This is a genomic window from Pseudokordiimonas caeni, assembly GCF_026719705.1.
Lineage (GTDB): Bacteria > Pseudomonadota > Alphaproteobacteria > Sphingomonadales > Kordiimonadaceae > Gimibacter > Gimibacter caeni.
The window spans coordinates 399,024-413,379 of record NZ_JAPPRR010000001.1; the positions used below are offsets into that span (position 1 = coordinate 399,024).

A 14,356-nucleotide genomic window follows, 5' to 3' on the forward strand; every position below is an offset into this window, starting at 1 on the left:
CTTACGACCAGTCCTTTCAGGCAATCAAAAAGACCGGCACGCCCATGCAGCAAAGCCCGACGACCCAATCGCAAGTCCGGAATCCCTACCGTGTCATGGTAGTGGATGACAGTGCGATCATTCGCGGGTTCCTCAGCCGGTATCTTGCAGATGACGCTTTCATCGATGTGGTGACCACCGCCAACAATGGCGTCATGGCCCTGCGCGCGCTTGATAATTATGATATCGAGGCCATCGTCCTCGATATCGAAATGCCTGAAATGGATGGCATGACGGCCCTGCCGAAGCTTCTGGAGAAGAAGCCGGATGTGCAGATCGTGATGGCCTCGACCCTGACCCGCAAGAATGCCGAAATCTCGATGCGCGCGCTGCAGCTTGGCGCTGTCGACTATGTGCCGAAGCCTGAAACTGCGCGGTCGGTGAACGCCAGCATCGATTTCCGACAGGAACTGGTGGAAAAGGTGAAGGCGTGGGCGGCCCGCGCCCGCAAGAAGCGCAATCAGGACCTGCCGAGCCAGGGTGACGCGCCAGCGGCACCAACGGCAGGGACCGGGCGTCTCAGCGCCGGTTTCGTGACGGCGGCCCGGCCGGCGGTTCGTCCGGCCCCGACCTTTGTGCGACCCGGCCGCGAGGCACCTGCCGTTGCTGCCAAGGAAGAACCCGCTATCCTGCCGGGTGCTGCGGGCGCCAAAGTCACCCTGCGTGCGGGCTCCATGCGGCGGCCTAAGATATTGGCCATCGGGTCCTCGACCGGCGGACCGCAGGCCCTGATGAAATTCTTTGCCCAGTTCACCAAGGCACCCGAAGTGCCGGTGCTTATCACCCAGCATATGCCGGCGAATTTCACGGCGATCCTTGCCAAGCATCTCGGCCAGTCGACCGGTTGGCCTTCAAACGAGGGGCAGGACGGCGAAGCGGTGAAACCGGGGCATATCTATGTGGCGCCGGGCGGGCGGCACATGGAAGTGACGGAAGGCGAGGGCGCGGTGCGCATCCGCCTGACCGATGACCCGCCCGAAAATTTCTGCCGTCCGGCTGTGGATCCGATGTTTCGCAGCCTTGCCCGTGTTTATGGCGACACCGTGCTTGCGGTGGTGCTGACCGGCATGGGGCATGACGGCATGAAGGGGGCTCGCGAACTGACGCGGGCTGGCGGTACAGTGATGGCGCAGGATGAAGCCACCAGCGTTGTCTGGGGGATGCCGGGGGCGGTTGCCACGGCCGGGCTTTGTACGGAAATTCTGCCGCTCCAGGACCTTGGTGTCCGGACGGCCAAACGACTGCAAGGAGTGGCCTGATGCGCACAGAAGATTTTACGTTTCTGGCCGAAGCGCTGAAGCAGCGTTCAGGGCTGATGCTGACGGCGGACAAGGTATATCTCCTTGAAAGCCGGCTAACGCCGCTGGCGCGCAAACGCGGCCTTGATACGCTTGATGCTTTGATCCAGAAGCTCCGGATCAGTCGGGACGAAGCCTTGTGGAAGGATGTCACGGAAGCGATGACGACGAACGAATCGTTCTTCTTCCGCGATACCACGCCGTTTGATCTGTTCCGCAACCACGTACTGCCGGGGATGCTGAAGGCGCGCGCAGCGACAAAACGCCTGCGGATCTGGTGCGCGGCTGCCTCGACAGGGCAGGAACCCTATTCGCTCGCCATCATCCTCAAGGAAAATGCGGCCAAGCTCGCTGGCTGGAATGTGGAAATTGTCGGTACCGATATCTGCACCCAAGTGCTTGAAAAGGCACGGGCGGGCACCTATAGCCAGTTTGAGGTACAGCGCGGCCTGCCGATCCAGATGCTGATCAAATACTTCCGCCAGGACGGGGACGTGTGGCGCATCAACGATGATATCCGCTCGATGGTCAGCTACCGTCCCTTCAATCTTCTGCAAAGTTTTGCAGGCATGGGCACATTTGATGTCATTTATTGCCGCAATGTTCTGATCTACTTCGATCAACCCACCAAACGCGACGTGCTGGATCGCATGCGCCGGGTGTTGGGGAATGATGGCGCCCTGTTCCTGGGCGCCGCCGAGACTGTCCTTGGCATTACGGATGCCTTCCGCCCGGTTCGTGGCCAGCGGGGGCTGTATGTGCCTTCGGACGGCACAAGTGAACAACTGATGGGCCTTTGAACCACACCATGAAACGCCTTAAAGCGCTGACCGCGGCCTTCGTCGCCGCCCTTGTCCTTGCCACCCTGCCTGCCTCTGCCGATGATGCGGCCGCACTGCGCAACCGTATTGCGGTTTCAGACATTGCAGACCGCACGGGTACGAAAACGCTGACGCCCGATTTCCTGAAGTCGGGGCAGGAAGCAGTTGTAGCCCTGCTTGAGCAAAAAGACCGCTACCGGCCGCTGACCCGCGATCTGTTGCAAAGCGATCTCGACGATCCCTTCAGCCGCCTCGGCGCGGATGCCACGATCGGTATCGTGATTCAGGAAATCAACAAAACGAGCGAAGTCGACAAGGGCTTCCTGAAACGCAAGAAAACGGAAACCGCTTCGATCCGTGTCGAGTTCACGCTCTCTGATGCGCAGACAAGCAGTGTGATCTATCAGGTGACGGCAGATGGTAACTCGCAGGCGGACTCGAAAACGATCCTTGGCCTTGGCAAGAAGGACGAAAAGCTCCTGACCATCGAAGACCGCGCCTTCAACGCTGCCCTTGAGGCAGTCTCCGGCCGCCTTCTGGAAAAGCTGGATGCCCGCCCGTGGCGCACCTCGATCCGCAGCATCGATGGCGACCGGCTGCTGCTTTCAGCCGGCGACCGCGACGGCCTGCAACTGGGCGACCGGCTGGCCGTCGTGCGGCGCGGTTTTGCCATGGGCGAAGGCCCGGCACCGATCGACTGGCTGGCGACTGTAGAGGTTGAAACCTTTAATGCCGATAGCCGCGCTGTCGCCCGTCTTGTGGAAGACGGCATCGCCGGCGCCGGTGACTGGCGTACCTCGCAAGGGGTCTATGTCACCCGGCTTGATCCGTCGAAGCCTTTCTGATCAAGAGTATATTCAAATGAAATGGGCGGCCAGTGGCCGCCCTTTTTAGATTCGATGGATTACAGGATCAGCTGGCCGCCGCTTCGGCGCCGCCTTCGGATCCGTCTCGCAGCACATAGCCGCGGCCCCAGACGGTTTCGATGTAATTCTCGCCGCCCGTGGCATTGGCGAGCTTCTTGCGGAGCTTGCAGATGAACACATCAATGATCTTGAGTTCCGGCTCGTCGATCCCGCCATACAGGTGGTTGAGGAACATTTCCTTGGTAAGCGTCGTGCCTTTCCGGAGGGAAAGGAGTTCGAGCATCGCATATTCCTTGCCGGTCAGGTGCACGCGGCTGCCGGCGGCCTCGACCGTTTTGGTGTCAAGGTTGACAGCGAGCTTGCCGGTGCGGATCACCGATTGTGAATGGCCCTTGGAGCGGCGCACGATGGCATGGATGCGGGCGACCATTTCTTCCTTGTGGAAGGGTTTGGTCAGATAGTCGTCAGCACCGAAGCCGAGGCCCTTGACCTTGGCCTCCATCTCGGAAAGGCCGGAAAGGATGAGGATCGGGGTATTGACCTTGGCGGTGCGCAGCTTTTTCAGCACGTCGTAGCCGTGCATATCCGGCAGGTTCAGATCAAGAAGGATGATGTCATAGTCGTAGAGCTTGCCAAGGTCGAGGCCCTCTTCCCCGAGGTCGGTGCTGTAGACATTGAACCCTTCCGCAGTCAGCATCAGTTCGATGCTGCGGGTCATGGTCGGATCATCTTCGATGAGTAGTACGCGCATCCTGGTTTCTCCTGGTGCCGCCCGCTATATTGGTTAATGTTAATCAAGGTTAACAGAAAAGTCTAAGTAAAATCTTAGAGACTTTGGTCGAATGTTCCAAAAAGGGCGGCCCGTTGCATCTGACCTTGCAACAAAGGCCCGGCAGGGCGAGAATGCATCGAGCCGCCCTTGTTTTCGCGGCGCCGGAGTTTTTCAAGGCCATGCAGTCGCTCGTTCAGGAAATCAGCCGCATCCAGACGGTCAGCCATTATGGCCGGGTCACCGGGGTGCGCGGCCTGCTTGTCGAGGTCGGCGGGATCGAGCAGCATGTGGCTGTAGGCTCCCGGCTCAAGGTCGAAACGCGCGATGGACGCTCCGTTCCTGTCGAAATTGTCGGTTTTCAGCGCGGCGTGGCGCTTGGCATGCCTTACGGTGCCGTTGAAGGCATCGGTGTCGGCTGCAAGGCGGTGCTGGCACAGAGCGACCCTGTGGCCTATCCGAGCGACGCCTGGCTTGGCCGCGTGCTCAATGCCTTCGGCGAGCCGATCGACGGCAAGGGGCCGGTGGCGATGGGGCCACGTCCCTTCATGCTGAAGGCCAATCCGCCGGCTGCCCACAGCCGCCAGCGGGTCGGGCCGAAGATCGATCTTGGTGTGCGGGCGCTGAACAGCTTCATCAGCTGCTGCCAAGGCCAGCGGATGGGTATCTTCGCAGGCTCCGGTGTGGGCAAATCGGTCCTCATGTCGATGATCGCGCGCTATTCAAGCGCCGATGTCAACGTGATCGGCCTTGTGGGCGAACGCGGCCGCGAGGTGCAGGAATTTATCGAGGACGATCTCGGAGAAGACGGTCTTGCCCGGTCTGTCGTCATCGTGGCGACAAGCGACGAATCCGCCCTCATGCGCCGTCAGGCTGCCTATATGACCATGACGGTCGCTGAATATTTCCGCGACCGTCAGGCCGAGGTCATGTGCCTGATGGACAGCGTGACCCGCTTTGCCATGGCGCAGCGCGAGATCGGGCTCGCCGGCGGCGAACCGCCAACCTCCAAGGGCTACACGCCGACCGTGTTCAACGAGCTGCCGCGCCTTCTGGAGCGCGCCGGGCCGGGGCCGAAGGGGCTTGGCAATATCACCGGCCTTTTCACCGTGCTGGTGGAAGGTGACGACCATAACGAGCCGGTGGCGGATGCCGTGCGCGGTATTCTTGACGGCCATATCGTGATGGAGCGGGCGATTGCCGAACGTGGCCGCTATCCCGCCATCAATGTACTGAAATCGATCAGCCGGACGATGCCCCGCTGCAATACCGAATTCGAAAACCTGCTGGTGCGCGAGGCAAAGCGCTATATGGCGGCTTATTCCGACATGGAAGAGATGATCCGCCTTGGTGCCTACCGGCCGGGATCGAACGCCGAGGTCGATGCGGCGATCCAGTATTTTCCTTTTCTGGAGGAATATCTCAGCCAGTGGAAGGACGACCATACACCGTTATTAGAGGGCTATGAACGCTTGCGCGAAATTCTGGAAACCGGACCGGCGGCGATGGCAATCCGCCAGTTCGAAAGTGGCCAGGGTCTTGCAAGGGGCTAGGGGCATCGGGATTAACCCGATGGTGACACTTTTCGGATAGAAAGGACCGTCATGAGCAGGCTGGACCACATCATCCGTCTCCGCAAATGGGAGCTCGACGAAAAACGCCGCGTCCTCAGCGACTTGCAGCGTGAAAGCGACGAGCTACAGAATGCGCTCGACCGCCTTGGCGCCGAGGTTGCCGCTGAAAGCCGGCGGCCCGCCGGTGAGTTCGAGGCGGTCACTTTTGCCGCCTATCTCGAAGGGGCCCGCCAGCGCCGGCAACTTCTGCACGACCGGATCGAGCGCAAGGAAGAAGAAATCACCCGCCAGCAGGACGCTGTCTCCGAGGCCTTCAAGGAACTGAAGACCTTTGAAGTCGCCCGCGACCGGGAGACGGAGCGCGAGATGCGCCTTGAAGCGCGGATCGAGCAACAGGGGCTGGATGAGCAGGGCCTAAGGGCTTTCGTCGGCTAGGCATTTCCGGATTTTCTTCCCCCCCGCCTTCTGCTAAGCATATGCGGAAGGGAGCCTAGCCGTGTCTTCAGACCATCGCACGCGATCATCCGGGCGCACGCCGCCGCCAACGCCAGAGGCGCTGAGGGCTGCACTTGCGCGTGTGCAGCAGCTTGACCAGCGCCATCACATGCACCCCTTCACAGACCCGCGCGCGCTGGTGCAGGCGCCGCCTTTCGTGATGGATGCCGCCCAGGGCTGCTATGTGATGGGGCAGGGCCTGAGGCTCCTCGATGCGATGGCGGGGCTTGGCTGCGTCAATATCGGCTATGGCCGGCCTGAACTTGCCGAGGTCGCGGCCGAGACCATGAAGCGGATGAGCTTCTATCACAGTTTTGCCGGGGTCACGAACCCGCCGGCTGCGGAACTGGCTGCGCGCATCGCGGCGCTGGCCCCCGGCGCGCTGAACCGCGTCTTTTTCGCGAATTCAGGGTCCGAGGCTAACGAGACGGCGATCAAGCTGATCAATCTTTACTGGCGCCGCCGCGGCCAGCCGGGGCGGCGGCTGCTGATTTCCCGCGACTTTGCCTATCATGGCAGCACGGTGGCGACGAGTGCACTGAACGGCCTCACCGCCATGCACAAGCCTTTCGGTATTCGCACCGTGGGGCATGTGGCGCATGTGGCGGCACCCTTCTGGTATCGCTTCGGCGGTGATCTGACGCCGGAAGAGTTCGGCAAGCGGGCGGCCGACGCCGTCGAACAGAAGATCATGGAACTGGGCCCGCAGAATGTGGCGGCGGTGTTTGCTGAACCCATCCAGTGCACGCTTGGTGCCATCATCCCGCCCGAAAGCTATTGGCCGCGTGTCGAGGCGATCTGCCGCAAGCATGAAATCCTGCTGGTTGCCGATGAAGTGGTCACGGGCTTCGGTCGGACCGGCCGCTGGTTCGCGCAAGAAACGTTCGGCTTTCAGGCCGACCTCATGACGCTCGCCAAGGGGCTTTCCTCGGGCTACCAGCCGATTTCGGCGCTGGTGATGAGCGACGATTTCTCGGACGTGATCGGCGGGCAATCGGAAGTGCTGCAACATGGCTTCACCACGTCAGCCCATCCGGTGGCGGCGGCGGTTGCGCTTAAGAATCTCGAGATTCTGGACGAGGAAAAGCTCGTCACTCGGATTGCAGACGATATCGGGCCCTATTTCGCCGCACGCCTGACAACGCTTGAACAGCATCCGTTGGTGGGTGAAGTGCGCGTGTCCGGGCTGATTGCGGGAATCGAGATTACGGAAGACAAGAAAAGTCGCCGCCAGTATCCGGTCGACCTTGGTGTTGACCAATTGGTGGGGCAGGCGGCGCTTGCCCGTGGCCTGATTGTGCGGCCCGCCGGGAATGTGCTTGTTCTTTGTCCGCCCTTTGTGATCAGCCACGCCGAGGTTGATTTCATCGTGGACGCGCTCGCCGAAGCGCTGGACCAAATTCACACGGCGTTGATGGCTTCCTGATTCATGCCCGTTGACTTTCAAGTCGGACGCAATAGACAATCCAACCCATAAGAACGGGGGCGCGCCGTCCATCGGCGCCCATTGAGACGGGATCGCATATGGAGCTGCTCGGGCCTTACATCGCCATCGGCGTGGTGGCGTTGATGTTCTACCTGTTCACGCGGGAGAAGTATCCGCCGGAGATGGTCGCCCTTGGCGGGGTCACCATTTTCCTGCTGACAGGCATCCTGAAAACCGACGATCTCCTGAAAGCCCTGTCGAACAGCGCGCCGATCACGATTGCCGCCATGTTCGTGCTGTCGGCCGCGCTTGTGCGCACAGGGTTCCTCACCCGCTTCACTCATCTGCTGAAGGTGACCGGCAAGCGCCATCCGTGGGCGCTGATGCCGCTTCTGCTGATCCCGACGATGGCGGCGTCCGCCTTCGTGAACAACACACCGCTTGTCATGGTGATGATACCGGTCGTCATGTCGGTAGCGCGCGACCTTGGCAAGGCTGCATCCAAATATCTGATCCCGCTCTCCTACGCCGCGATCCTTGGCGGCACCTGTACGATGATCGGCACCTCCACGAACATTCTGGTGGATGGTGTGGCTCGTGCGCAGGGACTTGAGCCCTTCGGCCTGTTCGAGATCAGCATCCTCGGTATCCTGATTGCGGCGGCCGGCATGATCTATATGGCGCTCATCGGCGTTCACCTGCTGCCGGACCGTTCGTCTCTTGCCGAGATGGTCACGGGCGGACAGAAGCAACGCTACCTGACTGACGCGCTCATCAACGAAGGCTCGCCCCTTGTTGGCAAGACGATCAAGGAAGTGACCCAGTTCAAATCGCGCGGCATCACGATTGTCGACGTCATCCGGGACGATCGCTCCCGGCGCGGGCATCTGGCCGATATCGTCCTGCAGCCGCAGGACAGGATCGTGCTGAAGTCCGGCATCGCCGAGGTGCTGAGCCTGAAGGAAGAAAGCGACGTTTCGCTGGGCGCCCCTAGTGGCCTTTCGGCCGTGACGGAGCGGGCGGCCATCGTCTATGAAGCCCTCGTGGCGCCGCAAAGCCCGCTCATCGGCCATCCGCTACGCGACCAGCGCCTGCGCCGCCGCTATGGCATCTATGTGGTGGCGATCCACCGCCACGGTGAAAACCTTGGTACCATGATTGCCGATGTGGCGCCGAAGGCCGGCGATACGCTCCTGATCGAGGGCAGTATTGAGGATATACGTCGTTTCGCAGACGAAATGAACCTCATCAATCTTTCGGAAACTACCGAACGCGCCTACAGGCGCAGCCGCGCGCCGCTTGCTGCTGCCATCATGGCGGGCGTTGTGACGCTCGCCGCCTTTGACGTGATGCCGATTGCGGGGCTCGCCGTCATCGGCATGGTTGCCGTTCTGTTCACCGGCTGCCTTGACCCCGACGAGGCGTTCGAGGCGATCGATGGCCGCCTCCTGACGTTGATCATGGCCATGCTTGCCGTGGGGGCGGGGCTTGATGCCACCGGCGCCGTCGAAATGATGGTGAACTCTGTGGTGCCGTTCCTCACCGACTTGCCACCCTATGTGTTGCTGGCGGCCGTCTATATCGTTGCATCCGGACTGACAGAAATTGTCACCAACAATGCCGTCGCGGTGATCCTGACCCCCATCGCGATCAGCCTCGCTGTCAAGCTCGGGCTTGATCCACGGGCTTTTGTCGTGGTGGTCATGTTCGGCGCAAGCGCCAGCTTCGCGACTCCTATCGGCTACCAGACAAACACGCTTGTTTACAGCGCTGGGGGCTACCGCTTCACCGATTTCATGAAGGCGGGTTCGCCGCTCAATATCCTGTGCGGCATCGTGACTGTTATCGTCGTGCCGTTCCTTTGGCCGCTTTGAGGCACCCGCCGGGCAGCCGTCAGGCTGCCGGGCGGCTCCTTGACCGTACCATCAGGACATTGCCGACAGCGACAAGGCCGACGCCCAGAACGGCGGGCAGGGTCCAGTGGAAATTCTCGAAAACGGTTGAGATGGCAAGTGCCACGAACGGGATGAGGACGGATGTATAGGCGGCCCCGGCCACACCGATCTGGCCGATGAGCCAGATATAAAGCGCGAATGCGACCACTGTACCCATGACAGCCAGATACCCGAGCGCCATCCAGTATTCGGGGCGCGGGTCCAGCACAATCGGGTCGCCCGTGATCAGGGCATTCACCACATTGCTGATGCTGCCATAGAAAAGCCCCCACGCATTGGCCGCAAAAAGCGGTAGCGCTCGGGCGCGCGGGGTCGCCGCGAAATTGTTGCCGATGGAGGCGAGGAAGGTGCCGAAGACGCAGATCACCACGCCGAGCACGGTCTGGTCCTCGAAACTCAGCACCTCGATCTCCGGCAGGAAGATCAGCACGAGGCCCAAAACGCCGAGGATCGAAGCCGCGAAGGCGGTCGGGGCAATCGGCGTTTTCAGGAAGAGGCGGGCGTTGATCAGGTTCATCAGCGCCAGCAGTGAGAAGGTGACGGCCACAAGGCCGGAGGGCAGATGTTCGGTCCCGTGATAAACGAGGATATAGTTCAGGGAGAACATGAATACGCCGAACCCGGCGACCACTGCATGGTCCTTCAGGGTGAAGCGCAGGCGTTCGCGCCGCGCGATAGCAATCACGAAGGTGATGATACAGGCCAGCCCGAACCGGAAGGCGACCGACCATTCGGGCGTTGTGGTGCCGAGCTGCCATTCGATGGCGTACCAGGTGGATCCCCATATCAGGACGCACCCGACAAAGGCGATTATGGCCTTCATTTTATTATGCTCCCCGCTGCTGTGTCTTGAGCGAGTAACAGGTTAAAGCATCCGGTCAAGTGAATTGTCCGGGGAGCTGCACCTCAGGCGAGGCGGCCTGCCACAGCGGCCTGAACATCCACAGGCAAGGGAGTGCCGTCCTGTACCGCGAAGCGGCCTGTGAAGCCATTGGCGGCAAGCGCCGAGTCGAACAGGGTGGCAAGCTCGGGGGCGAGTGCTGCAGGCAAGGCGGCCGGTGTGCGAAGAACAAGATCGAACCGCCGTCCGGCCACACGGCCATCCAGCTGGACCGTGCCAATCTTCGAGAAATTCACCTCGATCAGGAAGCGGTCTGCGCCCTCCTTGTCCTCTCCCTGTTCGCCGCCGCCACCGCGCGGGTCATGACGCGGCTCTTCGTGCCGGAACATCATGTAAAGGAGCGGCGCATCGTTCGGGCGGATATCGAAGGGGATCTGGACAGCACGCCATTCCTGGCTACCATCGGCGGCAAGCGCCAGCGCCCGGCCGGTTTCCCGGCGCAGGAGATCAAGCAGCCCGGCATCGCGCTTCTCGAGATTTGCCACGGTGCCGCTGCCAAGCCAGCCATCAGGATGACCACGGCCGGCAGCCTGCAACAGGAAGAGAAGCGCGTTCGTCAGCTTGCCGCCAGTGGCCGCTCTGCTCGCAAGATCGCCACTCGCAGAGGCGACAGAAAGGGCGCTACCGGCGAAGCTGGATGCCGTGAGCGCAGAGGCGGCCTCAAGCCCGGCCCATGTGGTGCCGGTGGCGGCGGGTGGCAATGCCGGGAAACCCTCAAGTGGCGGCAGAGCGACATCGCCCCGGAGCGGCGGCAGGACCGAGGCTTGCGCGGGTGCGGCCTCAGTGGAACGCAAGCCCGCAGCCTGCGCCGGATGCACATAGAGGGCGCTGCCCACCGTCGGCCGGGCATCTGCAGGCAGGCTGACCGTGAACTGCCCCCATGCAGTATTCACGGCGATTTCGGCACGGTTGCCGCCGGTTGCGGGATAGGCCCGAAGCGTCTGCACGGTGTTCACCACAACGGCGCCGCCGGCAGCCACAGGGCCGGGCACCCTGTCCTTGCGGGCGGGATCGATGCCTGCTTCCTCCGCTCGCAGGAAGCTGACCTGAAGATTGGCGACCTGACGGCCATCCGGCTGCTGCAGCACCGCCGCATGGCGGGGCTTTCCCGCCACGAAAGGCGGCACATTGGCGGCAGCTGGCGGCGTCATCCAGGTGTCGGGTTTTGGTATGCTCGGGGCTGCGGGTGTCGGCACCGCGACAGCCGGTGTAGTGGTGTTCGCCTGACCCACACCCGTTTGCAGCCGCACCTGTTCCCCGATCAGGCTTGATGCCGCGTCTGCGGGCATGGCGAAGCGGCCGCGCGAGGTTTCAAGCCAGGCAAGCGGCGTGGCAGCACCCGCGAGGGCCGGCAAGGCGGGCAGGTTTGCGGCCTCCTGCGGGGTGATGGGCCGCACACCGCGCACCATGGTCACCTCGGCCGCCGGAATGCCGCCGGTCAGTGCCTTGATCGGAGTGATGGTGACAGCGATGCCGCTGCCATCAAGGGCGGCGATGGGCTTGGCGCTGGCGCTCGAGACTGGCTGGGTAAGCGCCGCCGTCAATGAGGCGAGGCCAACGATGGTTGGACGCAGGCCCGGCAGGGCAGAATTCTCGCCCGAAAGCGGCGCAGCACTGGCGGGCGGATAAGGGAGCATCGCGCCGGGTCCGGTCGGCTGTTTGCTTCCCTGCAGGGCCGGGGCAAGGCTGATCTGCTTCAGGTAAGCCTGCGCCAGTGGCGGCAGCTTCCTTTGCTGGGCGGCGACAAGATCGGCGATGGCGGCTTTGTCCGCATCGGCGAGCGGCGGCAGGATCTGCGCGGTGTGGGCAGCGACAAGGTCCGGTGTCAGCTTTTCGGCTGCCTGCTGGTAGAGCTGGCGGTAGGCCGGCCCCGTGTGGGCGGGGATCAAGGGTTCGGATACCCGCTCCGGCGGGGCCAGCTGCACATTCAGCGGTACCTGCAGGGTTTCGCCCCGGCGTTCGGTCAGCCATGCTTCAAGCACCGGGCCGTCTGTCTTGAGGCGCAGGGTGGCCACGTCGCCGCGCTGCAGGTCTGCGCTCGGGCGGAGGCGGTAGCTTTTGGCATCAATCGTGACCTGAGCCTCGGATGCGGTCGCCCATTCGACACGGGCGGCACGGGCTTCATCGACCTGCCAGCGCTTCTCTGCGGCAACAGGTGTTGCTGGAGAGGCAGAAGCGGCGGGAATTATATCCGCCTCCCCGATGTCCGAAAGACGGGCTTCAACACCGTGCAACTTCACCCGCTCGGGCGGGTCAACGGGCTCGCCTTGCCGGGCCGTGACGCGAGCTTCGGGTGTAACGCCTGCCCGGACGATTTCAAAGGTTGCGGCCTCACCGGGTCTCAGTCCCGCGGCGGGGTCGACCAGATAGCGTTTGCCGGCAGCTTCCACAAAGGCGCGATCTGGCACGGGGCCGGCCACAAGGTCCACCTGCCGGATTTCGCCTTCCCGAAAGGGCGGGGAGGGCACGGTCGGCGGTGGTGGCGGGGCAGAAGCTCCTGCGCGTGTCACGGTTTCCGGCTGTGCCGCTTGTGGGGGTGGCATCGCCGGCGCTGGATTGGCCCTCGGGATGCCTGCGGGCGGCATCCAGTTCAGCGTCATCACGCCGGGCGGGGTGAGGCGCCTGCCATCGAGGAATGTGATCCGGGCTTCGGCCGGATTTTTCGGTGCCGCAAACTCGATGGTCGCAAGTGTGCCGGATTTGAGCGGCCGGTCGGCAGTGACTGCATAAAGCTCCCGCCCGATGCGGATCACCGGTTGCGTGCTCGCCGGGTGTGCAGTCAGCGCCACCTGCCGGGTTTCACCTTCGCGGAAGGGTGGTGGCGGCACGGCGGCGGCCTGTGCGACCACTGGCGGTTCGATTGCAGCGGGCGACGCCCCGATGCGTTCAAACCTGATGATGACAGGCGGCGTGACCGGCTCGCCCCGCCGTTCGGTCAGCAAGGCTTCCGGCGCTGGCGTCAGGCGGGTGATATCAAGCGTGGCGCTGTCGCCGGGGCGCAGTCCGGCTGGCGGGTCAAGCGCCCACAGGCTTTTGCCGGTGTCTATGACCGGGCGGGCCTCACCGGCGACTGCGGTGATCGTCACGCCCGGCCTGTCGCCCGGCTTCCATGGCAGGGGTTCGGGCGGGGTGCGGGTATCCTGGCGGAAGCTCGCGGTTGCGGCTTGCGCGGGTGCCGCTGCGGGCGGCGGCGCAGCTTCGGCCGATGCTGCTGGTGTCACGCGTTCCAGCCGGATGACGATCGGCGGGTTGAGCTGTTCGCCGCGCCGTTCGGTCAGCAGTGCTTCGGGCGTTGGCGACAGCTTCGTGATCTCGAGCGTTGCGCTGTCGCCGGGTCGCAGACCAGCGGGTGGGTCAAGCGCCCACAGGCTTTTGCCAGTGTCGATCACCGGCCGGTTGTCGCCGGGCAGTTCGGTCACTGTGAAGCTCGGCTTTTCACCCGGGCGCCACGGCGGTGGCGGCGGTGCCTTGTCGCTGTTGCCGGCGAAAGCCGGGGGCGGGGCAAAAACTGCAGCGGCATAGGCCTGCCGGGCCGCACTGGGGTTTGGGGCGCGGGGGTCGCGCAGCGGGGGCAGGGCAGTATCCGTCGTCGGTGCCTCTTCCGTCGGCGGCAGCGGCGAAAGGGTCGGCAGCGGACGGCGGTAGAAGCTTGCACTTGTCGGCGGTTCATGGGGCAGCGGGGAGACTGCCGGGGCATCGGGTTTTGAAGGTGTGGTTGTCGAACTGTGGAGGGCAATCACAATGAGCTGCAAACGGACGGGCGGATCCACATCGCGGCCATTGCGTTCGGTGAGGTCAGCCATCACCTGATGGCCGGTTTCGCGCACCTGCAGGGTCACATCATCGCCCGGCTTCAGCCCGGCATCGGGCCTTAGGGCGAAGGTGGCGTTTTCAGTGACGATGATCGGGCGGCCTTCGCGGTCAATGCTTGAGACCGGGGCCTTGAGATTGTCGCCGACGGCAACATGGGCGGTGGCGGCAGCGATGGAAACAGCAGGATCACGCGCCCGCAAAGCTTCCAGCTCGGACGTGTCGGTGCGCTGCTCCCTTCTGTCCTCATGCCGCGTCTCGGCGCCGGTCTGTTGCCGGTCGCGCGAGGCTGCTGGCACCCGCTCTGGTCCCCGGCTGACCGCCGGGGTGCCTTTCGGCGGCGGCGGACCGGTGATCTCGGCCATTTCCGCTTCCCTAGGTGGGCGCTCCGGGCCTTTTGGC

General features: G+C 63.1%; 10 protein-coding genes. 7 read left to right on the forward strand and 3 right to left on the reverse strand.

Going from position 1 to position 14,356, the window contains the following annotated elements:
- Window positions 1-44 precede the first annotated feature (44 nt).
- Genes OU694_RS01650 through OU694_RS01660 form a run of 3 tightly spaced genes read left to right on the forward strand, consistent with a single transcriptional unit; the run spans window position 45 to window position 3,003 of the window.
- Window positions 45-1,298: a protein-glutamate methylesterase/protein-glutamine glutaminase gene (locus tag OU694_RS01650; protein WP_373460174.1), complete on the forward strand. Its 1,254-nt coding sequence runs from the start codon at window positions 45-47 to the stop codon at window positions 1,296-1,298.
- Window positions 1,298-2,137: a CheR family methyltransferase gene (locus OU694_RS01655; protein ID WP_308909270.1), complete on the forward strand. Its 840-nt coding sequence runs from the start codon at window positions 1,298-1,300 to the stop codon at window positions 2,135-2,137. Before OU694_RS01650 ends, OU694_RS01655 begins: the two co-directional genes overlap by 1 nt.
- Before the next feature lie 8 nt (window positions 2,138-2,145).
- The gene (locus OU694_RS01660) at window positions 2,146-3,003 is read left to right on the forward strand and encodes a hypothetical protein (protein ID WP_308909271.1); all 858 of its coding nucleotides are present in this window, start codon (window positions 2,146-2,148) and stop codon (window positions 3,001-3,003) included.
- Window positions 3,004-3,070: 67 nt separating this feature from the next.
- Here the strand turns inward: OU694_RS01660 and ctrA are convergent, their stop codons facing one another.
- Complete coding sequence (gene ctrA, locus OU694_RS01665) at window positions 3,071-3,775, reverse strand: response regulator transcription factor CtrA (RefSeq protein ID WP_308909272.1); 705 nt, start codon at window positions 3,773-3,775, stop codon at window positions 3,071-3,073.
- Between the two features lie 200 nt (window positions 3,776-3,975).
- Here ctrA and fliI point away from each other — a divergent pair, with 200 nt between their 5' ends.
- The 4 genes from fliI to OU694_RS01685 all read left to right on the forward strand — a co-directional run bounded on the left by fliI (window position 3,976) and on the right by OU694_RS01685 (window position 9,162).
- A complete protein-coding gene (gene fliI / locus OU694_RS01670; protein WP_373460233.1) occupies window positions 3,976-5,346 on the forward strand; it encodes a flagellar protein export ATPase FliI in 1,371 nt (456 codons plus the stop codon).
- Window positions 5,347-5,397: 51 nt separating this feature from the next.
- Window positions 5,398-5,802, forward strand: a complete 405-nt coding sequence (locus OU694_RS01675; protein ID WP_308909274.1) for a flagellar export protein FliJ — start codon at window positions 5,398-5,400, stop codon at window positions 5,800-5,802.
- A 61-nt stretch (window positions 5,803-5,863) separates the two neighbouring features.
- A complete protein-coding gene (locus OU694_RS01680; protein WP_308909275.1) occupies window positions 5,864-7,288 on the forward strand; it encodes an aminotransferase in 1,425 nt (474 codons plus the stop codon).
- A 98-nt stretch (window positions 7,289-7,386) separates the two neighbouring features.
- Complete coding sequence (locus OU694_RS01685; protein WP_308909276.1) at window positions 7,387-9,162, forward strand: SLC13 family permease; 1,776 nt, start codon at window positions 7,387-7,389, stop codon at window positions 9,160-9,162.
- Between the two features lie 19 nt (window positions 9,163-9,181).
- On the opposite strand, the gene OU694_RS01690 is transcribed toward OU694_RS01685, so the two are convergent.
- Window positions 9,182-10,066 carry a DMT family transporter gene (locus OU694_RS01690; RefSeq protein ID WP_308909277.1) on the reverse strand — a complete coding sequence of 295 codons (885 nt, stop codon included), beginning with the start codon at window positions 10,064-10,066 and terminating at the stop codon, window positions 9,182-9,184.
- A gap of 83 nt (window positions 10,067-10,149) precedes the next feature.
- A complete protein-coding gene (locus tag OU694_RS01695; RefSeq protein WP_308909278.1) occupies window positions 10,150-14,319 on the reverse strand; it encodes a hypothetical protein in 4,170 nt (1,389 codons plus the stop codon).
- Between the last annotated feature and the right edge of the window lie 37 nt (window positions 14,320-14,356).

What these genes read in the sequence shown, in the direction of transcription:
- OU694_RS01695 (WP_308909278.1), bottom strand. Translation starts at nt 14,319, where the DNA reads ATGGCCGAGATCACCGGTCCGCCGCCGCCGAAAGGCACCCCGGCGGTC.
- OU694_RS01690 (WP_308909277.1), bottom strand. Translation starts at nt 10,066, where the DNA reads ATGAAGGCCATAATCGCCTTTGTCGGGTGCGTCCTGATATGGGGATCC.
- OU694_RS01685 (WP_308909276.1), top strand. Translation starts at nt 7,387, where the DNA reads ATGGAGCTGCTCGGGCCTTACATCGCCATCGGCGTGGTGGCGTTGATG.
- OU694_RS01675 (WP_308909274.1), top strand. Translation starts at nt 5,398, where the DNA reads ATGAGCAGGCTGGACCACATCATCCGTCTCCGCAAATGGGAGCTCGAC.
- OU694_RS01660 (WP_308909271.1), top strand. Translation starts at nt 2,146, where the DNA reads ATGAAACGCCTTAAAGCGCTGACCGCGGCCTTCGTCGCCGCCCTTGTC.
- ctrA (WP_308909272.1), bottom strand. Translation starts at nt 3,775, where the DNA reads ATGCGCGTACTACTCATCGAAGATGATCCGACCATGACCCGCAGCATC.
- OU694_RS01650 (WP_373460174.1), top strand. Translation starts at nt 45, where the DNA reads ATGCAGCAAAGCCCGACGACCCAATCGCAAGTCCGGAATCCCTACCGT.
- OU694_RS01655 (WP_308909270.1), top strand. Translation starts at nt 1,298, where the DNA reads ATGCGCACAGAAGATTTTACGTTTCTGGCCGAAGCGCTGAAGCAGCGT.
- fliI (WP_373460233.1), top strand. Translation starts at nt 3,976, where the DNA reads ATGCAGTCGCTCGTTCAGGAAATCAGCCGCATCCAGACGGTCAGCCAT.